The 20,754-nt window shown below is 69.0% G+C and carries 20 protein-coding genes and 1 tRNA gene; 12 read left to right on the top strand and 9 right to left on the bottom strand.

Going from position 1 to position 20,754, the window contains the following annotated elements; genetic code table 11:
* Positions 1-24: 24 nt before the first annotated feature.
* Both AUC47_RS03385 and AUC47_RS03390 read right to left on the bottom strand, forming a co-directional pair.
* Positions 25-237: a hypothetical protein gene (locus AUC47_RS03385; protein ID WP_096713820.1), complete on the bottom strand. Its 213-nt coding sequence runs from the start codon at positions 235-237 to the stop codon at positions 25-27.
* Complete coding sequence (locus AUC47_RS03390; protein WP_373557846.1) at positions 230-3,925, bottom strand: AAA family ATPase; 3,696 nt, start codon at positions 3,923-3,925, stop codon at positions 230-232. The genes AUC47_RS03385 and AUC47_RS03390 overlap by 8 nt, the downstream gene beginning before the upstream one ends.
* Positions 3,926-4,144: 219 nt before the next feature.
* On the opposite strand from AUC47_RS03390, the gene AUC47_RS03395 reads away from it, so the two are divergent.
* On the top strand, positions 4,145-4,660 hold the full coding sequence (locus AUC47_RS03395) for a methylated-DNA--[protein]-cysteine S-methyltransferase (protein ID WP_096713822.1): 516 nt from the start codon (positions 4,145-4,147) through the stop codon (positions 4,658-4,660).
* A gap of 102 nt (positions 4,661-4,762) precedes the next feature.
* On the opposite strand, the gene AUC47_RS03400 is transcribed toward AUC47_RS03395, so the two are convergent.
* Positions 4,763-6,400: a solute symporter family protein gene (locus tag AUC47_RS03400; protein WP_096713823.1), complete on the bottom strand. Its 1,638-nt coding sequence runs from the start codon at positions 6,398-6,400 to the stop codon at positions 4,763-4,765.
* Positions 6,397-6,744 carry a DUF485 domain-containing protein gene (locus AUC47_RS03405; protein WP_096713824.1) on the bottom strand — a complete coding sequence of 116 codons (348 nt, stop codon included), beginning with the start codon at positions 6,742-6,744 and terminating at the stop codon, positions 6,397-6,399. Before AUC47_RS03405 ends, AUC47_RS03400 begins: the two co-directional genes overlap by 4 nt.
* 109 nt (positions 6,745-6,853) lie before the next feature.
* Here AUC47_RS03405 and AUC47_RS03410 point away from each other — a divergent pair, with 109 nt between their 5' ends.
* Positions 6,854-7,711 (top strand): LuxR C-terminal-related transcriptional regulator, encoded by an 858-nt coding sequence (locus tag AUC47_RS03410; RefSeq protein WP_179297493.1) that lies wholly within the window; start codon positions 6,854-6,856, stop codon positions 7,709-7,711.
* Between the two features lie 94 nt (positions 7,712-7,805).
* Positions 7,806-8,159, top strand: coding sequence for a histone-like nucleoid-structuring protein Lsr2 (locus AUC47_RS03415; RefSeq protein WP_096713826.1), 354 nt, complete (start codon positions 7,806-7,808; stop codon positions 8,157-8,159).
* A gap of 3 nt (positions 8,160-8,162) precedes the next feature.
* Here the strand turns inward: AUC47_RS03415 and AUC47_RS03420 are convergent, their stop codons facing one another.
* Positions 8,163-8,804, bottom strand: coding sequence for a MarR family winged helix-turn-helix transcriptional regulator (locus AUC47_RS03420; protein ID WP_096713827.1), 642 nt, complete (start codon positions 8,802-8,804; stop codon positions 8,163-8,165).
* A 77-nt stretch (positions 8,805-8,881) separates the two neighbouring features.
* On the opposite strand from AUC47_RS03420, the gene idi reads away from it, so the two are divergent.
* Genes idi through AUC47_RS03460 form a run of 8 tightly spaced genes read left to right on the top strand, consistent with a single transcriptional unit; the run spans position 8,882 to position 16,793 of the window.
* On the top strand, positions 8,882-9,403 hold the full coding sequence (gene idi / locus AUC47_RS03425) for an isopentenyl-diphosphate Delta-isomerase (protein WP_096713828.1): 522 nt from the start codon (positions 8,882-8,884) through the stop codon (positions 9,401-9,403).
* The gene (locus tag AUC47_RS03430; protein WP_096713829.1) at positions 9,400-10,485 is read left to right on the top strand and encodes a polyprenyl synthetase family protein; all 1,086 of its coding nucleotides are present in this window, start codon (positions 9,400-9,402) and stop codon (positions 10,483-10,485) included. The genes idi and AUC47_RS03430 overlap by 4 nt, the downstream gene beginning before the upstream one ends.
* Positions 10,482-11,387: a phytoene/squalene synthase family protein gene (locus AUC47_RS03435; protein ID WP_096713830.1), complete on the top strand. Its 906-nt coding sequence runs from the start codon at positions 10,482-10,484 to the stop codon at positions 11,385-11,387. The genes AUC47_RS03430 and AUC47_RS03435 overlap by 4 nt, the downstream gene beginning before the upstream one ends.
* Positions 11,384-12,979, top strand: coding sequence for a phytoene desaturase family protein (crtI, locus tag AUC47_RS03440; RefSeq protein WP_096713831.1), 1,596 nt, complete (start codon positions 11,384-11,386; stop codon positions 12,977-12,979). Before AUC47_RS03435 ends, crtI begins: the two co-directional genes overlap by 4 nt.
* Positions 12,979-13,323: a lycopene cyclase domain-containing protein gene (locus AUC47_RS03445; protein ID WP_096713832.1), complete on the top strand. Its 345-nt coding sequence runs from the start codon at positions 12,979-12,981 to the stop codon at positions 13,321-13,323. The genes crtI and AUC47_RS03445 overlap by 1 nt, the downstream gene beginning before the upstream one ends.
* Positions 13,320-13,664, top strand: a complete 345-nt coding sequence (locus AUC47_RS03450) for a lycopene cyclase domain-containing protein (RefSeq protein WP_096713833.1) — start codon at positions 13,320-13,322, stop codon at positions 13,662-13,664. Before AUC47_RS03445 ends, AUC47_RS03450 begins: the two co-directional genes overlap by 4 nt.
* A complete protein-coding gene (locus AUC47_RS03455) occupies positions 13,661-14,539 on the top strand; it encodes a prenyltransferase (protein WP_096713834.1) in 879 nt (292 codons plus the stop codon). The genes AUC47_RS03450 and AUC47_RS03455 overlap by 4 nt, the downstream gene beginning before the upstream one ends.
* A gap of 43 nt (positions 14,540-14,582) precedes the next feature.
* Positions 14,583-16,793 (top strand): MMPL family transporter, encoded by a 2,211-nt coding sequence (locus AUC47_RS03460; protein ID WP_096713835.1) that lies wholly within the window; start codon positions 14,583-14,585, stop codon positions 16,791-16,793.
* 13 nt (positions 16,794-16,806) lie between these two features.
* Here AUC47_RS03460 and AUC47_RS03465 read toward each other — a convergent pair.
* The 4 genes from AUC47_RS03465 to AUC47_RS03480 form a co-directional block, all read right to left on the bottom strand.
* Positions 16,807-16,880: transfer RNA gene (locus tag AUC47_RS03465), tRNA-Arg, on the bottom strand.
* A gap of 35 nt (positions 16,881-16,915) precedes the next feature.
* Positions 16,916-17,413 carry an HNH endonuclease gene (locus AUC47_RS03470; protein WP_096713863.1) on the bottom strand — a complete coding sequence of 166 codons (498 nt, stop codon included), beginning with the start codon at positions 17,411-17,413 and terminating at the stop codon, positions 16,916-16,918.
* Positions 17,414-17,738: 325 nt separating this feature from the next.
* The gene (locus AUC47_RS03475; RefSeq protein WP_256999428.1) at positions 17,739-18,473 is read right to left on the bottom strand and encodes a M23 family metallopeptidase; all 735 of its coding nucleotides are present in this window, start codon (positions 18,471-18,473) and stop codon (positions 17,739-17,741) included.
* A 340-nt stretch (positions 18,474-18,813) separates the two neighbouring features.
* On the bottom strand, positions 18,814-19,515 hold the full coding sequence (locus tag AUC47_RS03480) for a metal-dependent transcriptional regulator (RefSeq protein ID WP_096713836.1): 702 nt from the start codon (positions 19,513-19,515) through the stop codon (positions 18,814-18,816).
* Between the two features lie 99 nt (positions 19,516-19,614).
* Here AUC47_RS03480 and serC point away from each other — a divergent pair, with 99 nt between their 5' ends.
* On the top strand, positions 19,615-20,727 hold the full coding sequence (serC, locus tag AUC47_RS03485) for a phosphoserine transaminase (protein WP_096713837.1): 1,113 nt from the start codon (positions 19,615-19,617) through the stop codon (positions 20,725-20,727).
* Positions 20,728-20,754 lie beyond the last annotated feature (27 nt).

Genomic DNA, 20,754 nt, shown 5'->3' on the forward strand with positions numbered 1-20,754 from the left:
GCCCGCCGGGCGGCAGAGCGCCGCTCAATAGTGCGGCGGCACGTCTCCGAGCATCCGCTCGTCGTTCGGACCCCTCGGCCCCCGGGGGGCGGATGCCGGTGACTGCCGCCGCTCCGCCGTCTCTGGGGCCGGGTCGGACCCGGAGACGGGCGTCAGGCGCGCGCGACGGGAGCCCGGCACGCGGACGACCTTCTGCCGCTGATCGCCCTGCTCACCCTGCTCGGGGTCGTCAGCCATTGCGGGGGTCGACGATGTCGATCGGCTGCGTGTCGTCCTCGGCGCGCGGAGCCGACGGTGAGATGCCGAGGACTCCGGCGATGCGGGTCGCCGCGGTGACCGGGTCGCTGTAGAGATCGAAGGCGTGAACGCGCACGTAGTGCCAGCCGAGGCGGCGGAGCACGTGCGGCCTCAGCCGCAGGGTCTCGCGCAGCGACTCGCCGCGGGTCTCGGGGTCGCACTCGATGACGACGGCCTTGCCGCCGTGCTGCGCGACGAGCGGCAGCAGGCCGCGGTAGTCGACGTCGACCGCCGCGCCGAGACGACGGAGCTCGCGCGCGAGGGCGAGGGTCAGCGGATCGGCGAGGTCCTCCAGTCGGGCGTCGCGGCTGCGCGAGGCGAGGCCGCCGAGGATCGACATGAGCGTCGCCGCGCCGTACTCCAGACGCCCGTCGTCGAACGCCGACGGGCGGATCGACGACACGATCACCATGGATCGCCGAGCGCGGGTCATACCGACGGTCAGGAGCCTCTCGCCGTCGGGGGTCGACAGGTCGCCGAAGTCGCTCAGGACGCGGCCGTGCTTGGTGAGGCCGAAGCCGAGCGACAGGATCACCCGGTCGCGGCTCTCCGCCACGGACTCCTCGAGCGTGAGGACGGCGAAGGGCTCTGCGGTGTCGCGACCGACGAAGTCCGCCACGTCGGAGCGCCCGGCGAACGCCGAGGTCACGGCGGCGCGCACCCGCTCGGCGTGGCGCCGACTGGCCGTGACGACCATGAGCGACTCCTCCGGGCGGTGCACGGCGTGCTCGACGACCAGGGTCACCACGCGGGCGACCTCGGCGTCGGGACTCTCGACCGCGCCCGAGATCGGATCCGGAGCCCCGGTGCCGCCCTCGACGTAATCCACGGTCAGGCTGCCGCGTCCGAGGTACGACCCTGCCCACGGCAGCGACACGATCTCGCCGCCGTAGAAGGCGTCGTTGATCAGCTCGGCGAGGTCCTCGCCGCCGGCGCGGTAGCTGCGCGTCAGCGTCATCACCGGAAGCAGTGCGGACAGGCGCTCGAACACCGAGACGGCGTCGAAAGGCACCTCCGCCTCCCACGTCACGTCCGGGTCGACCGCGATGTGGAACGGGGTGGGCCGCTGCGTCACCGGGTCGCCGAACGCCACGACCTGGCGAGCGCGCCGGATCGCCGGTGCGGCTTCAGCGAGGTTGATGGCAGCGGCATCCACCAGGAGCACGGTGTCGAACTCGACGGAGTCGGGGATCTCGGGCACCAGGTAGGGCGAGGAGATCCACACCGGCGCGAGCACGTCGACGAGGGTCGGCGCAGCGCTGACGATCTCGGCGGTGGTCGAGCTCGCCTGCTTGAGCGCGCTGCGCAGGTGCTGCGATTGCTGCGGCTCGTCGACGATGGCGATCTTCCACTGGTTCGCGAGCTGCCACGCCAGGAGCGGTCCTGCCATCGCGGCGTGGGCCTCGTCGACGAGACGGAAGTCGCGCTCGAGACGATCGACGACGGCGGTGTTCGCGCCGAGCAGCGAACGGTCGTCCTGCAGCGCCCGCTCGAGGAGCGACTGCCACCACGCGAACTCGAGTTCGTCGCCGACGCGGGCCTCCGACACGTGCCGCACCGAGAGTTCGGCCAGCAGGGGCTCCAGGCCGAGCTCGGCGAGACGGTCGCGCAGCTGCGCGCGCTCGACGAGGTTGTCGAACACGTCGGACTTCGCCGCGAGACCCGCGAGCATCCGCACGAGTCGCGCCACCGGGAGCGACGCCAGCGGTTCGCGACGGCCCAGAGCGGCGTCGAGCTCGGACAGTTCAGCGGCGACGCGCTGCCAGGAGGAATACACCTCAGCGAGCCCTAGGGGTATCTCCGGGGCGACCCCGGCATCGACGCACCGCTGCCACTGGGTCCGCTGTGCTTGGATGCGCAGCAGCGCCTCGTGCATCTCGGTGATGTGCACGCCCGGTCGCACGTACTCCTTGGCGAGTCGGCGGAGACGACGGCGGTTCGCGCTCGACATCCCCGGAGAGTCGCGTCGCGATCCGTGCGCCTGGATGAGCTCGCCCAGCGGTCGTTCGAAGACGGTCGGGCTGAACCGGTCGAGAGTGTCCCGGATCCCCTGCAGGAGACGCAGGTACTCCCCCAGCTCGTCGATGGTCGAGAAGGGGCGCATGTGCGTCTGGGCGATCAGGGCGTAGCCGCGCTCGAGAAGCGCGGGCACGCTGTCGGCGTGCAGACGCCCGGCGAGCTCGTGCGCCGCACGCGCGGCTTCGGTGCTCGTGAAGGTGACGCCGTACCAGGGGGAGTCGTCGGGACCGAAGCGGAACTCGCCCAGGCGCGCTGCCTGTGCGAGGGCCGATGCCGCGGCCGACCGATCGCCGGCGAGGCGCCGAAGCGTCTCGGCGCTGAGCCGGGCGGTCGTGGACGGCGGATGCGGGAGCGACGCCAGCCTCGTCAGGTGCCGGGTCGCGTCGAGGACGGAGGCGTCGGTGCCCACGGCGGGCGCGGTGAGCGCGCGCCGATAGTCGCGCAGCACCGTGCGCAGCCGCACGAGCGCGTCGTCGACATCGCTGACCTTCGGCGCAGTGGCCTTCTCATTCCGACCGATCGCGCGGACGAGATCCCGCCGGACACTCGCGGGCGAGACCGCCAGGCTGTCCAGGCCGATGCCGGAGAGGCGGTGCCGCACGCCGTCGAGCGTCGACCGTCGGGCCGACACCACGAGCACGCGCTTGCCGTTGCGCACGAGCTCTCCGAGCGCGTTGATGACCGTCTGGGTGCCGCCGGTTCCCGGCAGGGTGGCGACCGTCAGCGAGTGACCGGCGGCGATGCGGGCCAGCACGGCCTCCTGCTCGGCATCCGCGTCGAGGAGCAGGTTGTCGGACGCGGGGGCGCGGTCGTCGGGACCCGTGTGATGAGGCGCAGGTCGGCGCGCGGAGACCTGTTCGCGGTCGCCGACGTGACCGCCGAGCGCGTTGAGGACGTGGTGATCGAGGTTCACCGCGTCCCGCGACATCGCTCCGCCGACATCGGCGAACGTCGAGACGACGAGCCTCGGCGTGACCGAGAACGTGTCGATGGAGCGCGTGATGCCGCGCAGGCTGTCGATCACGGGCTGCGGCTTGAAGATCCCGCCGTCGTAGGCGAGAGCGGCGAGCGCTGCGGCGTCGATCGAGATGCCGAAGTGCTCGCGTGCGATGCGCACGAGCTCGGGGTTGACCTCGAACGACCCCTGCAGCTTCAGCTCGAAATCGGAGTGGTGCCTGCGGATGGCGAGCGGCCTCAGGAGGACCGGGGCGGCGAAGTCCGCTCCCCCGATGCGCCAGCCGGCGACGCCGACGGCGAGGTGCACGGCCTCGATGCCCCGCACCGTGCGCAGCTCGGTGTTCTTGGCGGTGATCCGCTCCGCGGCGAGTCGAGCGGTGCGGAGGCCGACCTCGTCGCGGAAGAGGTTCGACAGCAGCGTCGACTTGCCCGTGATGAACTGGGGCAGGCTGCCCGGATGGGCCTTGGAGATGTCGATGCCGGACTCGACCGTGTCGCGGAACGTGACGAGCGGCGATGCTCCGCCGAGATCGGCGGCCTCTGCGCGCAGTCGAGTTCGCTCGGCCTCGGCCGCATGAGCGACCTGTACACCGGATGCCGAGTCGTGCAGCTCGCCGAGGGTCACCGAGGCATCGTTCGCTGCGTCGTCCACAGCCTTGCCTTCTCGTCGCCACACAACTCACACATTAGGCGCGACCCGCCGCGACCGCGGTATCCCTGGCGGGTTTCACGGCATTTCAGGCCTGTCGGGCGGCTGCAAGCCCCACTCACTCCTTCTGCACGACGGGTCGACGCCGCAATCGATCCACGGAAGCCGTCGCACGAGCCGATCTCCTCGGCGCGACGAAGGCGGGGGCGTCAGGATGGACCCATGACCTTCCGCTACGACTTCGCCCCCACGCCGTTCGGCGACGCGCTCGCGGTCTTCTCGGATCAGGGGATCGTGCGCTTCGACCTCTCCGAGGCGGCAGACCCCTCGGTTCCGTGGCTGCTCGAGAACGTGGCCCAGCAGTTGCAGGCGGCTCCCGAACCCGACCCCGGTGCCGCCGACGATCTGGTCTCCGTGCTCGACGACTACTTCGACGGCGTACCCGTGCGGTTCGATGAGCATCTGCCGTTCGACTGGCGCCTGACGTCGGGTTTCGCGCGGACGGCTCTGCAGGTGATCAGCGAGATCGAATGGGGGCAGACCCTGAGCTACGGCGAAGTCGCCGTTCTGGCCGGGCACCCGGGGGCGGCGCGCGCCGTGGGGACGGCCTGCCGCCACACCCCTTTCTCGATCATCGTCCCGGTGCATCGGGTCGTGCGGGCGGACGGAACACCCGGCCACTACGGTGCGCACCCCGAGCGCAAGCGGTACCTGCTCGACCTCGAGTCCCAGGGGTGACCCCGCTCCGGTAAGACGGCGTGGACCCCGGCGTGTAGGCCGCCGGGGTCCACGCAATCGTCAGCGTCTATCGAAGAGCGATCTATCAGGGCGGAGAGTCGGTCAGTGATCCACCGCCTTCTCGGCCCCGAAGCCCGTGAGCGAGCGCACCTCCATCTCGGCGGCGAGCTGTGGCGATTCCTTCGTCCTGCTCGTCACGGTGCCGAGCCAGCCGAGGAAGAAGCCGAGCGGGATGGACACGATGCCCGGGTTGTTCATCGGCCATAGGACGATGTCGATGCCGGGGATCATCGAGGTCGGCGACCCCGAGAAGACCGGCGACAGCACGATGAGGATGATCGCCGCTCCGAGACCGCCGTACATGCTCCACACGGCACCTCGGGTGGTGAAGCGACGCCAGAAGAGCGAGAACAGGATCGTCGGCAGGTTGGCCGAGGCCGCGACCGCGAAGGCGAGGGCGACGAGGAAGGCGATGTTCTGCCCCTGCGCGCCGATACCGCCGACGATCGCGAGGATGCCGATCACGACCACCGTGCGACGGGCGACGCGCACCTCCCCGTTCGGATCCGGTTCGACGGCGTTGCCCGCGGCATCCCTCTTCCCCTTCTGGATGACATTCGCATAGATGTCGTGCGCGAAGGACGCAGCCGCCGTGATCGTGAGTCCGGCCACCACGGCCAGGATCGTGGCGAACGCCACGGCCGAGATGAAGCCGAGCAGCACAGGCCCGCCGAGGTACAGCGCGAGCAGCGGTGCCGCGGAGTTCGGTCCGCCGGGGGCGGCGGCGATGACATCCGCGCCCACCAGGGCGCCGGCACCGTAGCCCAGCACGAGCGTCAGCAGGTAGAAGCCGCCGATGAGCCAGATCGCCCACACGACGGAACGGCGGGCCTCCTTCGCCGTCGGCACGGTGTAGAAGCGCATCAGCACATGCGGAAGACCGGCTGTACCGAGCACGAGCGCCATACCCAGCGACAGGAAGTCCCAGGGATTCGCGCCGTACTGCAGCCCCGGGCCGAGGATCGCCTCTCCCTTGTCGGAGTTCGCGACGGCCGCCTCCAGGAGCGTGTTGAGGTTGAAGCCGTTGATCGCGAGCACCCAGATCGTCATGGCGAGCGCGCCGCCGATCAGCAGGAAGGCCTTCACGATCTGGACCCAGGTCGTGCCCTTCATGCCGCCGATGAGCACGTAGACGATCATCAGCACACCCACGACGGCGATCACGATGGACTGGCCGACTCGCCCGTCGATGCCGAGCAGAAGCGAGACCAGGCCGCCGGCCCCCGCCATCTGTGCGAGCAGATAGAAGAAGCACACCGCCAGCGTCGTGATCGCCGCAGCCATGCGCACGGGACGCTGCTTCAATCGGAACGACAGCACGTCGGCCATCGTGAACTTCCCGGTGTTGCGCATGAGCTCCGCGACGAGCAGCAGCGCCACCAGCCAGGCGACGAGGAATCCGATCGAATACAGGAAGCCGTCGTACCCGTTGATCGCGATCGCTCCGCAGATGCCCAGGAAGGACGCGGCGGAGAGATAGTCACCCGCGATCGCGAATCCGTTCTGCGGGCCGGTGAAAGAACGCCCCGCGGCGTAATAGTCCGCAGCCGTCTTGTTGTTCCTGCTCGCCCGGATGACGATGAAGAGCGTCACGGCGACGAAGGCGACGAAGATCGAGATGTTCAGGATCGGGTTGCTCTCGACGGCGAGCGATTCGCTCGCCGCGTGCACGGCGCTCATGCCTCACCCTGCGCATTCTCGAGATCCTCGCGGATCTCGCTGGCGATCGGGTCGAGCCGTCTATTCGCGAATGCGACGTATCCCATCGTGATGGCGAAGGTCGTCACGAACTGGCCGAGCCCGAACAGAAGGCCGACCGTGATATCTCCCCAGACGCGCTGCGCCATGAATTCCGTGGCGAATGCCGCGAGCAGGACGTACACGAAGTACCAGATGAGGAAGAACGCTGCGAGCGGGAAGATGAATGATCGCTGCGTCCGTTTGAGGGTACGGAATCGAGAGGACTGCTCGACGGCGATGTAATCGATCGCTCCCGCCGAATCCGCCGTTGTGTGGTCGCTCATGGGGCCTCCTTGCCACATGTTCGTCGGCTCGCACGGGGGTACCGCGCGAGTGGTAGGGTCGACGCTACGAAACGGGGAACGGCGCCGTCACCCCCGAAAGTAGGTAGTCGTGAGCGCTCCCACCGGGATGGAATCCGAGACCGAGCTCGTCGCCCGCGCGGTGCGCGAGCTCGCTCAGCGCACCCGGTTCCCTGTGGCATTCGGCGGCCTCATCGACGAGGGTGTGGTGAGCGTCACCAGCATCGTCGGAAATCGCACCCACAGCCTGGATGGGCTTCGCGTGCGGCCGGAGCGCGGCCTCGGCGGACGAGCGATGATCGAGCTGCGCCCGCGCATGACCAATGACTACGGCTCATCGCAGCAGATCACCCACGACTACGACGTCTTCGTCCTCGGCGAAGGCCTCCGCACGCTGCTCGCGCTGCCGATCGTCGTGAGCGGTCGGCCGCGCGGTGTGCTGTACGCCGGAGCCTGGGATCGTGCATCGGAGGGCGGCGTCACGACGGCGCCTGCCATGCAGGTGGCGCAATCGGTGGCGGACGAGTTGCGCATCCGCGATGAGGTGGCTCGTCGCCTGCGCGCCGTCGACCCGACCTCCGAGTCTGTCGCCACGCCGCACCGGGAGAAGCTGCGGGAGAGCTTCGCGGAACTGCGCAGCATCGCCGCTGCCGTGGACGACCCCGGGCTCCGCGCGAGAATCGCTCAGGTGGAGCACCGACTGGTGACGCTGGCGGGCGACTCGACGACGACAGCGACCGGGCCCGTTCCGACCGTGCACCTCTCGCGCCGCGAGACCGATGTCCTCGCCTGCGCGGCTCTCGGGGCGACGAATGCGGAGATCGCTCTGCAATTGGGGCTGCGAGAGGGAACCGTCAAGGCGTATCTCGGCACCGCGATGTCCAAACTCGACGCATCGACGCGTCACGCCGCTGTGGCGAAAGCGCGCCGTTACGGACTGTTGCCCTGACAACGACGACCCGCGGGCGCTTTTCTACCGCAGCATTTGTCATCGAAGGAATCTGCGTTGTCCTCATTGCGCCACGCCCGGTATCGTCTTTTCCATGGCGAAAAGAATTGTGCATCAACTGGTCGACGACATCGACGGCACCGTCCTGGAGGCGGGCGAAGGCGAGACCGTGCATTTCTCGTTGAACGGCACGGCTTATGAGATCGATCTGAACGACGATCACGCGAAGGAATTGCGCGCGGCATTCGAGCCGTACATCTCCGCGGGTCGACGCGCCGGCGGCGGATCTTCCTCCTCCTCCTCGCGTTCGTCAGGCTCGCGCAAGCGGGCGTCGAGGAACCCTGAGGTCGCGGCCATTCGCGCCTGGGCGAATGACAACGGGTACACCCTCTCGGAGCGCGGTCGGATTCCCGCCCCCGTCATCGAGGCGTACAACGCCGCGCACTGACACTCAGTCGGAGATCACGTCTCCTGTCTGCGCCCACGGCTCATCCCGGAGCGTGATCTCCTGCGTCATGTCGGCGAGGAAGCGGATCACGACATCGCGCTCGTCGCGCGTCAATCGCGCGGCCGAATAGAATCGCTTGGCCTGTTGCGCGCCCACGGTGTCCATCGCCGCCTGACGGGTCTCCGGGGTGATGGTGATCGCGAGCGCACGCCGATCGGTGGGGTGCGGTGCGCGGCGGATATGTCCCCCGCGCTCGAGTCGGTCGAGCAGCTTGGTCGTGGACGCCGTCGAGATCCCCAGATGCGTCGCGATCCCTCCGGGAGTCGCGGTCACGCCCTTGTTCGCGCACACGATCAGATAGTGCAGCGCCCGCATGTCGGTGTCATTGAGGCGCATGTACCGGCGTGACGCCAGAGACAGCTTCTGCTCGGCATCCCTGAGTTCGCCGATCGCCCCCATGAGCGCCGCGATCTGTCGGAGGTCCTCCGGCGCGACGCCGCTGCGGTCGATGAGCGAGCTCCGAGGGTCACTGGCCTCGACGTCGTAGATCGCGGCATGCGCGAGCCCGTCGGAGGAGAAGCCGGTTTCATCGCGCGCGTCCGACACGGCACCCTCTACGGGGCTGGCGGCGGCTCGCTCGTTCATGTCATCATGCTACACACCATTGGAATCATGTTATGTTGATTATTAGCTAAGCTAGCGAAATCGAGGAGGTTTCCCAGATGGACGAGGTCACCCTCCTCTCCCCCGACGGCGTCGCCATCGGAGTGCTGGCGAAAGACGCGGTGCACACCACCGACACTCCGCTTCATCTTGCGTTCTCCTGCTACGTGATCGACGGCGACGGGCGCCTGCTCGTCACCCGTCGCGCGCTCTCCAAGCGCACCTGGCCGGGAGTCTGGACCAACAGCTTCTGCGGGCACCCCCGCCCCGACGAGAGCATGCAGGACGCGGTGACCCGGCGAGCGCAGCAGGAACTCGGCCTGCGCATCACCGATATCTCCGTCGTGGTTCCCGAGTACCGCTACCGCGCGATCGATGCGAGCGGCATCGTCGAGAACGAGATCTGCCCGGTCCATGTCGCGGTCGCCGACGGGCCGCTCTCCCCCGACCCCGACGAGGTCTCGGAGTGGGCGTGGGTCGACGCCGCCGAGTTCGCATCCGCCGTGACAGCGGCCCCCTTCGCCTTCAGTCCGTGGCTCGTGGAGCAGCTGCCCCTCATGCGTGAGCGAGGGGCAGTATGACGATCACGCCGGCGGCGATCGACGAGGACATGGCCACTCGCATCGAGGAGGCCCTGCGTCAGCGCTTCGTCCACCACAGCGCCGCCGCGGAGGCTTACGGATCGGAGTTCGCCGCCCTGTGGCGCGCGGCGGCCGACCACTCGCTCGGCGGCAAGCTCGTCCGCCCCCGCCTCCTGCTGGACATCCACCGCGCACTCTCGGTCGGAGACTCATCGACTCTGACTCCGGCGGCCGTCGAGGTCGCGGCGCACATCGAACTGCTTCACTATGCGTTCCTTCTGCACGACGACGTCATCGACGGCGATCTCACACGACGGAAGCGGCCGAACCTGATCGGCACCCTCGCGGCCGGCACACCGGCCGCAACGGAGGAGGGCGCGCTGCACTGGGCGCGGTCGAGCGCCATCCTCATGGGAGACCTGCTCCTCACCGCCGCGGTCATGGGATTCGCACGCGCCGACGTACCCGCGGACGTGCGCGCACGCCTGCTCGACCTCGTCGAGGAGACGATCGTCGAGACCGTGGCGGGTGAGCACACGGACGTCGCGCTCAGCCATGGGATCATCGCCCCGGACCTCACGACGATCCTCAGCATGAGCGTGTACAAGACCGCCACCTACTCGTTCTCGCTCCCGCTTCGCGCGGCCGCGCTGCTCGCAGGCTCGTCCCCCTCGGCCGAGCGGACGCTGACCAGCGTCGGCCGGCACATCGGGCTCGCCTACCAGCTGCAAGACGACCTGCTCTGCGTGTTCGGCGACCACCGGTCCCACGGCAAAGACGCGTTCTCCGACCTGCGCGAGGGCAAGGAGACCGCGATCATCGCCTATGCGCGCTCGACGGGCTCCTGGGCCGACATCGCCCCGCGCTTCGGCTCCGCCGACCTGAGCCTCGGGGATGCCGAGGAACTCCGCGATCTGCTGCGCACCTGTGGTGCGGAGACCTTCGTCACCGACCTGGTCGGCGATCAGCTCGACGCGGTGCACACCCTCCTCGCCGACGCGCAGCTCACGGGCGACATCGGCACGGACGCCGCGCACACCATCCTGTCCACGGTCTCCCGCCTGGAGGGTCGCCGCGCATGACCTCGATCCCGAGCGCGGGCGGGGATGAAAGCCTCGGACGCTTCAGCCGCGCTGCCGACACGGCCTCCACCGAGGTCATCCGCACGTACTCGACCTCCTTCGGTCTGGCCACGAAGCTGCTCGGATCGCGTCACCGTCAGCATGTGCGGAACATCTACGCCATGGTGCGCATCGCCGACGAGATCGTCGACGGCGTCGCCGCACAAGCGGGTTTGGACACCTCGGCGCAGACCGAGGCCCTCGCGTCGTACGTCGCGGCGACGCACCGCTCGATGGTCGTCGGCTACAGCACCGACCTGATCCTGCACGCATTCGCCAGAACCGCGCGCGAGTGCGGGATCGGAGAGGACCTGACGCAGCCGTTCTTCGACTCCATGGGCGCGGACATCGCGAGTGCGACCGACTTCACCGCCTACGACGCGGATGCCCACGAACGCTATGTGTACGGCTCAGCCGAGGTCGTCGGACTCATGTGCCTGCGCGTCTTCCTCCGTGACGAGTCCCGCACCGAGGAGGAGCTCGCGGTGCTCACGCACGGCGCCAGGCAGCTGGGTGCCGCCTTCCAGAACGTCAACTTCCTGCGCGACCTCGCCGACGACACCGATCGCCTGCAGCGCGGATACCTCGGCGGCTCCGGCCGCCTCACCGATTCCGACCGCGACGAATGGGTACGAACCGTGACTGCTCAGCTCGACGACGCCCGTCGATCGATCCCGCTGCTTCCCAAGGATGCCCGGGCGGCCGTCCGCAGTGCTCTTGCGCTGTTCGAGGCGCTGATGCGGCGAGTGGCCAAGACACCCGCCGCCCAGCTGTACGAGCGCCGGGTGCGTGTGCCCGACCCGATCAAGGCGCTGCTCGCCGCTCGGGCCGTCGCCGTCACTGCACTGGAGCGTGACCGATGAGCCGCGTCGCCGTCATCGGCGGAGGAGTGGCCGGTCTTGCGGCAGCCGGACTGCTCGCCCGCGACGGACACGAGGTGACGGTCTACGAGAAGAACTCGCGCATCGGCGGCCGAGCCGGCACGATCGAGCGGGACGGGTTCCGCTTCGACTCGGGTCCGTCGTGGTACCTGATGCCCGAGGTGTTCGACCACTTCTTCGCGATGATGGGATCGTCGACCGAGGAGCAGCTCGACCTGACTCCGCTCGACCCCGGCTACCGGGTGTTCCAGGAGCCGGGCGCCGACGGCCCCTCCCAGCCGATCACCGTGCCCAGCGGCCGCGCCGAGGTCGCGAAGCTGTTCGAGGCGCGCGAGCCGGGATCCGCGGCTCGTCTGGATGAGTATCTCGACTCCGCGCACCACGCGCGCGACATGGCCGAGCGGTACTTCCTGTACAACCCGTTCACGAAGTGGAGCACGCTCGCCACGAAGGAGGTGCTGGGCGCAGGCCCCCGTCTCGCGACCCTGCTCGGCACCCGTCTGGAGTCCTTCGCGGCTCGGCGATTCCGGGATCCGGTTCTGCGTCAGCTGCTCGGTTACCCGGCCGTCTTCCTCGGCACCGACCCGCGCAGCGCGCCGGCGATGTACCACCTCATGAGCGCGCTCGACCTCGACGAAGGCGTGAGCTACCCGCAGGGCGGATTCTGGCGAGTCGTCGAACGCATCGCCGAGCTGGCCGAGCAGGCGGGGGCGACGATCGTCACGGATGCCGACGTGACGGCGATCCGCACCGAACGACGCTCCGGCACCACCGTCGCCACGGGCGTCGAGTGGCGGGATGCCGACGGCACCGCGCACGTCGCCGAGGCCGACATCGTCGTGTCGGCCGCAGACCTGCACCACACCGAGACAGTCCTGCTTCCCCCAGAGCTCCGCACGTACCCCGAGAGCTGGTGGCAGCGCCGCACGAGCGGCCCCGGAGCCGTGCTGGTGATGCTGGGCGTCCGCGGCGAGCTCCCGCAGCTCCCGCACCACTCCCTGTTCTTCACCGATGACTGGGACGCCAACTTCGACGCGATCTTCGGCGACAGCCCGGCGATCCCCTCCCCCGCGTCGACGTATGTGTGCCGACCGAGCGCGAGCGACGACAGCGTCGCCCCGGACGGGCACGAGAACCTGTTCGTGCTCGTCCCCATCCCCGCTGACGTCGATCTCGGCGGCGGCGGTTCCGACGGATCGGGTTCACCCGCGATCGAGCGTGCCGCCGACGAGGCGATAGACCTCATCTCCGCGTGGGCCGGCATCCCCGATCTGCGCGACCGCATCGTCGTGCGCGAGACGAAGGGACCCGCGGACTTCCGCGACGACTACAACTCGTGGCGCGGAGGAATGCTCGGTCCGGCGCACATCCTCTCGCAGAGCGCGATGTTCCGCGCCCAGAACGTCTCGCGCAAGGTCTCGGGGCTCTACTACGCCGGCGGCACGACGGCGCCGGGCGTCGGCGTGCCCATGTGCCTCATCAGCGCCGAGATCGTTCTGAAGCGCATCCGCGGCGACCACTCCGGCGGACCGCTCCCGCTGCCCTCCGCCGCCCCCGTCGAGGGTGCCGTGTGATGGGCGTCGTCTACCTCGCGAGTCTGCTCGTATCGCTCGGCTGCATGCTCCTTCTCGACCGGCGGTTCCGGCTGTTCTTCTGGAGGGACGCTCTCTCGGCATCCGTCGTCACGGTCGTCGGACTCGCCTTCTTCCTCGTCTGGGACGTCGCCGGCATCGCCGGGGGGATCTTCTTCCGTGGCGAGGGCGCGATCGCCACCGGGATCGTGCTCGCTCCCGAGCTGCCGATCGAAGAGCCCGTCTTCCTGGTCTTCCTCGTCGTCTGCACGATGATCCTGTACACAGGCGCCGTGCGCGTGCTGGGCGCCCTCCGCCGGCGCCGGCGCGTGGAGCGGCCGTCATGACGTACCTGCAGCTCGCGGCCTGGTTCGTGGGCGCGGCCGCGATCGCCGCCGTGCTCCTCGCGCTCCTCACTCCTCGGGCACGGCGTCCGCGCGCCGCCGCCCTGGCGATCGCCGCTGTGGCTCTGATCCTGCTCACCGCGGTGTTCGACAGCATCATGATCGCCAGCGGCCTCTTCCACTACTCCCCCGACCATCTGCTCGGAGTCCACATCGGATTCGCCCCGCTCGAGGACTTCGCCTACCCGATCGCGGGTGCGCTGCTGCTGCCGGCGCTGTGGGCCTTCCTGCGCGCTCGCCGGCGTCTCGTCCCGGCGGAGAGCAGCAAGGAGGCTGACGTATGACCGCCGCGACACTCGGGAGCGATCTGCGCCAGATCGTGCTGTCGTCCCGGCCCGTCAGCTGGATCAACACGGCATTCCCCTTCGCGGCCGCCTATCTGCTGACGACCCGCGAGATCGACCTCACGCTGATCCTCGGCACGCTGTACTTCCTCGTTCCGTACAACCTCGCGATGTACGGGATCAACGACGTGTTCGACTACGCCTCCGACCTCGCGAACCCGCGCAAGGGCGGGATCGAGGGAGCGCTGCTCTCCCCGCGAATCCATCGGGCGACCCTGTGGGCGGCCGCGCTCACCAACGCGCCTCTTCTCGTCTACCTCTTCGCCGTCGGAAAACCCGCCTCGTGGGCCTGGCTGATCGTGAGCGTCTTCGCCGTCATCGCGTACTCCGCACCCGGTCTCCGCTTCAAGGAGCGTCCGTTCCTCGATTCGACGACGTCGAGCCTGCATTTCGTGACCCCGGCGATCGTCGGACTCGCCCTCGCCGAGGCGACCGTGACGCCGACCCTGGTGATCGTGCTCGTCGGGTTCTTCCTGTGGGGCATGGCGGCGCACGCCTTCGGTGCGGTGCAGGACATCGCTCCCGACCGCGAGGGGGGCATCGATTCGATCGCGACGGTCATCGGTGCGCGATCGACCGTCCGCCTCGCGATCCTCCTGTGGGCACTCGCCGGGATCGCGATGCTGTTCACCGCCTGGCCCGGTCCGCTCGCCGCCGTGCTCGCGGTGCCCTACATCGTCAACGCGGCTCCCTGGTGGTCGGTGACCGACGAGACGTCTGCCGGAACGAACCGCGCCTGGCGCCGCTTCATCGCCCTCAACTACATCGCGGGCTTCCTGGCGACGATGATCCTCATCCTCGCCTGGGTCTCCTGACCCGCACCCTCACGTCCACCGAGTTCCTCCCGAAAGGAAACCGATGTCCGATCCTGAGCACACCCCGGCCACGATCGCCACAGACAGGAAGGCCCCGCCGCGGCGGGAGCGAACGAGGCGGCACCCCTGGGCGCGCGTACTGATCCCCGTCGCCGTGATCCTCGTCTGGCTGGTGGGTGCGGGACTCGGCGGCCCCCTGTTCGGCAAGGTCGACGAGGTGTCGTCGAACGACCAGACGAGCTACCTGCCCGAGTCCTCTGACGCGACCCGGGTGCAGCAGCTGCTCGGCGAGTTCAACGACAGCGACGCCATCCCCGCCATCGCGGTCTTCGTCGGCGACGGCGAACTGTCGGCGTCACAACTCGACACGATCTCGGATGCCGTCGCCGACGCGCCGTCCGTCGAGGGCGTCGGCGACGACGTGTCCCCGGCTCTCCCCTCGGACGACGGCGCGGCGGTGCAGGCGTTCATTCCGATCGACGGGAGTGCCGAGCTCGCCGACACCGTGTCGGCCCTCGGCGACGAGCTCCGCGCCGCCGCCCCGGACGGCGTGACCGTCTACATCACGGGACCCGCCGGCTTCAGCGCCGACCTCGTCGCGGGCTTCGCCGGCATCGACGGACTGCTGCTCGGCGTCGCACTCCTCGCGGTGCTCGTGATCCTCGTGCTCGTGTACCGGTCGCTGCTGCTGCCGATCGTGGTCCTGTCGACGAGCCTGTTCGCCCTCTGCGTCGCTCTGCTGGTCGTGTGGTGGCTCGCGAAGTTCGAGGTGCTGTTGCTCAGCGGGCAGACGCAGGGCATCTTGTTCATCCTCGTGATCGGCGCGGCCACCGACTACGCCCTCCTCTTCGTCGCGCGGTTCCGGGAGGAGCTCCGCGTGGCGCAGGACAAGGGCACGGCTCTCCTCGCCGCCTGGAGGGGCTCAGTCGAGCCGATCGTCGCCTCCGGCGGCACGGTGATCGCCGGGCTGCTCTGCCTGCTGCTCAGCGACCTCAAGTCGAACAGCACCCTGGGTCCGGTGGCGGCGATCGGCATCGTGTTCGCGATGCTCGCGGCCCTGACACTCCTCCCGGCGCTCCTGCTGCTGTTCGGGCGCGCGGTGTTCTGGCCCCGTCGCCCGCGATTCGAGCCGGAGGTCGTCGCGGAGGAGCACGGAATGCGCACCACCGGCCTGTGGGCGCGTCTCGCGGGGCTCATCACCAAGCGACCGCGCGTGATCTGGATCGTCACCACCCTGGTGCTGCTGGCCGGAGCCTCCGGCGTCCTCCAGTTGAACGCTTCTGGTGTTCCGCAGTCCGATCTCGTGCTCGGAGCGTCGGAGGCGCGCGACGGTCAGGTCGCGCTCGGCGAGCACTTCCCCGGCGGCTCCGGCAGCCCGGTCTACGTCGTGGTGGACGAGGACCGCCTGCAGGACGCTACGGACGTGCTGCTCGCCGACGACGGTGTCGACGCCGTCTCCGTCACGGCTGCGGACTCTCCCAGCGGTTCGGCGCCGGTGACCGCCGACGGCATCGCCGCGGTCGGCCCGCCCGGTACACCGGCCCCGGAGCCGACCGTCGTCGACGGGAACGTGCTCCTGCAGGGGACGCTGACGGATGCCGCGGACTCGGATGCCGCCGGTGCCACCGTGCGCGACCTCCGCTCGTCGCTGTATGAGCTCGATGCGCTCGTCGGAGGCGTGACCGCCACCGCTGTCGACACGAACGACGCATCGATCCACGACCGGAACCTCATCATCCCGGTGATCCTCGTCGTGATCATGCTGATCCTCATGCTGCTGCTGCGGTCGATCCTCGCCCCGGTGCTCCTGATCATCACCACCGTGCTCTCGTTCGGAACGGCGATGGGCGTGTCGGCGCTCGTGTTCAACGGGCTCTTCGACTTCCCGGGGGCCGATCCCGCCGTGCCGTTGTACGGCTTCGTGTTCCTCGTCGCGCTCGGTATCGACTACAACATCTTCCTCATGACGCGTGTGCGGGAGGAGTCGCTGGCGCACGGCACGCGCGAGGGCGTGCTGCGCGGGCTGTCGATCACCGGCGGGGTGATCACATCCGCCGGGCTGGTGCTCGCTGCGACCTTCGCGGCGCTGTCGGTGATCCCGATCCTGTTCCTCGTGCAGTTGGCGTTCATCGTCGCGTTCGGCGTGCTGCTCGACACGTTCGTGGTGCGCTCGCTGCTCGTGCCGGCGCTCGCCTACGATCTCGGACGCGCGATCTGGTGGCCATCGAAGCTCTGGCGACGTGGTCGCCCGTGACGACCGGAGAGAGTGCCCTCGACTGGATTCGAACCAGCGACCTGCCCTTTAGGAGAGGGCTGCTCTATCCTGCTGAGCTACGAAGGCGTGGACTCCAGTCTACGGGAACGCTCTTGCGTCCCTCATGCAGCCAGCGCCAGGTAGGGCTCCCAGCGCGGGTCGCTCCTCTCGCTCCCGCGCACCGTCCACGCGGTGCCGTGCGGCGGGCGCGGAGTGATCCGCAGCTCCCAGCGCATCTCCTGCGGCGTGCGGTCGCTCTTCACGTTGTTGCAGCGGAGGCAGCACGCGACGAGGTTCTCCCAGGAGTCGGCTCCGCCCCGTGAGCGTGGCAGCACATGATCGATCGTCGAAGCGGCCTTGCCGCAGTACCCGCAGCGATGGTTGTCGCGCCGCAGCACTCCGCGCCGGGTCACGGGTACTCGGCGACTCGACGGCGCCCTTATGTATCTCGACAGGATGATGACGGCCGGCCGATCGTAGACGCCGTGACTGCCCCAGACGGGATCGTCCTCGACGTGCTCGATCACGGTGGCCTTGTCGTTCATGACCAGGACCAGTGCTCTCTTGAACGACACGATGGCCAGGGGCTCGTATCCCGCGTTCAGTACCAGTGTGCGCATCAGCATCCTCTCGATCCGCCGGGACGGCTTCCCGGCACTCTCGACTCACACGAGGTCGCGCCGACGCGAGCGTTCGCAGGGACGAAAAAAGGCGCTGTCTAGTGACAGCGCCTTCTGCGCACGGCAGCACCGTGGCGTCCCTGCGGCCGATGCTGAAGGACGTGACGACCGAGGGCATCCATGGTGCGGATGCTCGGTATTCGGTCCATCAGCTTCTCCCGCCTGTGCGACAACGGGTACAGGCTAACCCATCGAAGAGGGCGTGCGGCCCAACTCCGGGTGAACGCTCGGAGGCGTGTCCGGTGGTGCGACGAGCGATGACGCCTCAGCCGGCGTTCGCGGCGAGCCAGGCGATCGGCTCGAGAAGTCCGCCGTTGACCCACACCTCGAAGTGGAGGTGGTTGGCGGTCGAGCGACCGGTGCTTCCGACGAAGCCGATCAGCTGACCTGCAGCCACGCTCTCACCGGCCTGGACCTGGCGGGATCCGTACGTCATGTGACCGTAGGTCGTCTGCACGCGCTGGCCGCCCACGACGCTGTCGATCATGACGGCGACGCCGTATCCGCCGATGCTCTCGGCCGACTGGCGCACGACGCCCGCGGCGGCGGCGTAGATGGGGGTCCCCTGCGGTGCGAGCATGTCGGCGCCGTTGTGCGCGCCGCCGACGGTGCGGCTGACGCTGTACGAGCCCTGCGGGAGCGGGTAGCGGACCTCGCCCGAACCGGGCGAGACGAGTGCGTACGCGCCGATGTCGAAGGTGCGACCGCCGGTCGAGGCGGAGGCCGTCGATGCGGCTGCGGCAGCGCGGGCCGCTGCGGCCTCCTCCGCCTTCTTCTTCTCGATCTCGTCAGGGGTGGTCGCGGTGAACGTGCCGCGATCGAGCGGGGCCGACGTGGCCTGCGACGCGACGACGAGCGACTGCGCGTCGACGGCGGCCATCTGCTGCACGGTCGCGGCGCTCTCGGCCGGCTTCGACGCCGCGTAGGCGGGGAGCGCGACAGCGGCGACCAGGGCGCCCACTGCTCCGAAGATGGCGACGGATCGAAGTGGCTTGACCACAGTCCGCGCGCTGACCCGTGCGGTCGTGCGACGGGCGAGGGGTCGATCTTCAGGTGTGTTCGCGGACTGGATGTCTTTGACCAAAACGGAATCCTCCTGCGCCTGCACGCTCGGGTAGCGCTGGCTCGTCGGCACTCTGCTCTCGTGGCACGAATGTAGCTTCGGGTACTTTGTGCGTTCCTACCGGGAGGACGACGAGCCTGGAAGGCGAATCCTCTCGGGTATCGTCAGCGGGCTTCTTCGCCGACGACTTCACCGAGGTTACCGGAAGATAACGATCCTGTCACCCTGCCAACCTGGCAATCGTCGGGGAGCGGAAGAATCCCCGATCAGGAGTGATTCAGACCGGCTCGCCGACGAGGAAGATGTGTGAGGCGAGCTCGACCGGGAGCTCCAGCCCCTCGTCCTTGCCCTCCATCTGGATCAGCACATAGCCCTCGTTGAAGCGGTAGTCGCCCTTCGCCCCTGGCACGACACCCGCGTCGCGGAGCTGCTCCAGCAGCTCCGGGTCGACCTGCGCCGGCTCGGCCAGACGACGGACCGTGCCCTCGATCGGGGCGCCCGCCGCGTTGAGCTTCTGCACGAGCCCGATGACGCCCTCGTCGAACGTCCGAGCAGGCGCGTCGCCGAGCTGGTCGAGCCCGGGGATGGGGTTGCCGTACGGCGATTCGGTGGGGTGGCCGAGGAGCTCGACGAGGCGGCGCTCGACCTGCTCGCTCATGACGTGCTCCCAGCGGCAGGCCTCGTCGTGCACGAACGCCCAGTCGAGGCCGATCACATCGGAGAGCAGGCGCTCGGCCAGGCGGTGCTTGCGCATGACGTCGACCGCCTTGCGGCGCCCCGACTCGGTGAGCTCCAGGGTGCGATCCTCCGACACGACGACGAGACCGTCGCGCTCCATGCGGCCGACCGTCTGGGAGACCGTCGGCCCCGAGTGCCCGAGACGCTCGGAGATGCGCGCGCGCAGCGGCACGATGTTCTCCTCCTCGAGCTCGAGGATGGTGCGGAGATACATCTCCGTGGTGTCGATCAGGTCGGTCATGTGGCCCTCCGGGTCTTCTTAGGCAAGCCTACATTCCCGCATCGACATCGGGGCGTCACGCAGGAGGTCGCGCGGGAGGGCACGCTCTAGACTCGACGCATGCCGATCGAGATTCCCCGTGACCTCCTGCCCGCCGACGGCCGCTTCGGATGCGGCCCCTCGAAGGTGCGGAGCGAGCAGCTCGACGCGCTCCTCGCCGCCGGTCCCACGCTGCTCGGCACCTCCCACCGGCAGGCGCCGGTGAAGAACCTCGTCGGCAGCGTGCGCGAGCGCCTCGCAACGCTCTTCGGCCTGCCCGAGGGATACGAGATCATCGTCGGCAACGGCGGGTCCACCGCATTCTGGGATGCCGCGGCCTTCGGCCTCATCGAGCGACGCAGCCAGAACCTCGTGTTCGGCGAGTTCGGCGGCAAGTTCGCCGCCGCAGCCGGTGCGCCCTGGCTCGATGCACCCGACGTGCGCAAGGCGGAGCCCGGATCGAGCGCGGTCGCCGAGATCGTCGACGGCGTCGACGTCTATGCGTGGCCGCACAACGAGACCTCGACCGGCGTCGCCGCCCCGATCACCCGCGTCGCGGTCGACGGCGCTCTCACCGTCATCGACGCCACGAGCGCGGCAGGTGGGATCGACTTCGACGCCGCTCAGGCCGACGTCTACTACTTCGCTCCCCAGAAGAACCTCGGCTCGGACGGCGGCCTGTGGTTCGCCGCGGTCTCTCCCGCGGCCATCGACCGGATCGAGCGGATCGCCGCCTCCGACCGCTACATCCCGGAGTTCCTGAGCCTGAAGAACGCCGTCGACAACTCCCGCCTGAACCAGACGTTGAACACGCCGGCGCTGACGACACTGCACCTGCTGGACAGCCAGCTCGGATGGATCCTCGACAACGGCGGCCTGTCCTGGGCCGGCGCACGCACCGCCGAATCGTCGGGCATCCTGTACGACTGGGCAACGGCATCCGATGTGGCGACGCCCTTCGTGACGGCGGAGGCCGACCGCTCGCCGGTGGTCGTCACGATCGACTTCGACGAATCGGTGGATGCGGCCTCGATCGCGAAGACGCTGCGCGCCAACGGCATCGTCGACACCGAGCCGTACCGCAAGCTCGGTCGGAACCAGCTCCGCGTGGCGACCTTCGTGTCGATCGAGCCGGACGACGTGCGGCAGCTGACTCGCGCACTCGACTACGTGCTCGAGCACCGGGGCGCCTGACCACGCCTGTCATGACGAAGGGGACCG

The organism is Microbacterium sp. SZ1 (genome assembly GCF_002362255.1).
In the GTDB taxonomy this organism is placed as follows: Bacteria; Actinomycetota; Actinomycetes; order Actinomycetales; family Microbacteriaceae; genus Microbacterium.

Coding starts and splice junctions, on each gene's coding strand:
- AUC47_RS03385 (WP_096713820.1), bottom strand. CDS start 237: ATGGCTGACGACCCCGAGCAGGGTGAGCAGGGCGATCAGCGGCAGAAG.
- AUC47_RS03395 (WP_096713822.1), top strand. CDS start 4,145: ATGACCTTCCGCTACGACTTCGCCCCCACGCCGTTCGGCGACGCGCTC.
- AUC47_RS03400 (WP_096713823.1), bottom strand. CDS start 6,400: ATGAGCGCCGTGCACGCGGCGAGCGAATCGCTCGCCGTCGAGAGCAAC.
- AUC47_RS03405 (WP_096713824.1), bottom strand. CDS start 6,744: ATGAGCGACCACACAACGGCGGATTCGGCGGGAGCGATCGATTACATC.
- AUC47_RS03415 (WP_096713826.1), top strand. CDS start 7,806: ATGGCGAAAAGAATTGTGCATCAACTGGTCGACGACATCGACGGCACC.
- AUC47_RS03420 (WP_096713827.1), bottom strand. CDS start 8,804: ATGAACGAGCGAGCCGCCGCCAGCCCCGTAGAGGGTGCCGTGTCGGAC.
- idi (WP_096713828.1), top strand. CDS start 8,882: ATGGACGAGGTCACCCTCCTCTCCCCCGACGGCGTCGCCATCGGAGTG.
- AUC47_RS03430 (WP_096713829.1), top strand. CDS start 9,400: ATGACGATCACGCCGGCGGCGATCGACGAGGACATGGCCACTCGCATC.
- AUC47_RS03435 (WP_096713830.1), top strand. CDS start 10,482: ATGACCTCGATCCCGAGCGCGGGCGGGGATGAAAGCCTCGGACGCTTC.
- crtI (WP_096713831.1), top strand. CDS start 11,384: ATGAGCCGCGTCGCCGTCATCGGCGGAGGAGTGGCCGGTCTTGCGGCA.
- AUC47_RS03445 (WP_096713832.1), top strand. CDS start 12,979: ATGGGCGTCGTCTACCTCGCGAGTCTGCTCGTATCGCTCGGCTGCATG.
- AUC47_RS03450 (WP_096713833.1), top strand. CDS start 13,320: ATGACGTACCTGCAGCTCGCGGCCTGGTTCGTGGGCGCGGCCGCGATC.
- AUC47_RS03455 (WP_096713834.1), top strand. CDS start 13,661: ATGACCGCCGCGACACTCGGGAGCGATCTGCGCCAGATCGTGCTGTCG.
- AUC47_RS03460 (WP_096713835.1), top strand. CDS start 14,583: ATGTCCGATCCTGAGCACACCCCGGCCACGATCGCCACAGACAGGAAG.
- AUC47_RS03470 (WP_096713863.1), bottom strand. CDS start 17,413: ATGCGCACACTGGTACTGAACGCGGGATACGAGCCCCTGGCCATCGTG.
- AUC47_RS03480 (WP_096713836.1), bottom strand. CDS start 19,515: ATGACCGACCTGATCGACACCACGGAGATGTATCTCCGCACCATCCTC.
- serC (WP_096713837.1), top strand. CDS start 19,615: ATGCCGATCGAGATTCCCCGTGACCTCCTGCCCGCCGACGGCCGCTTC.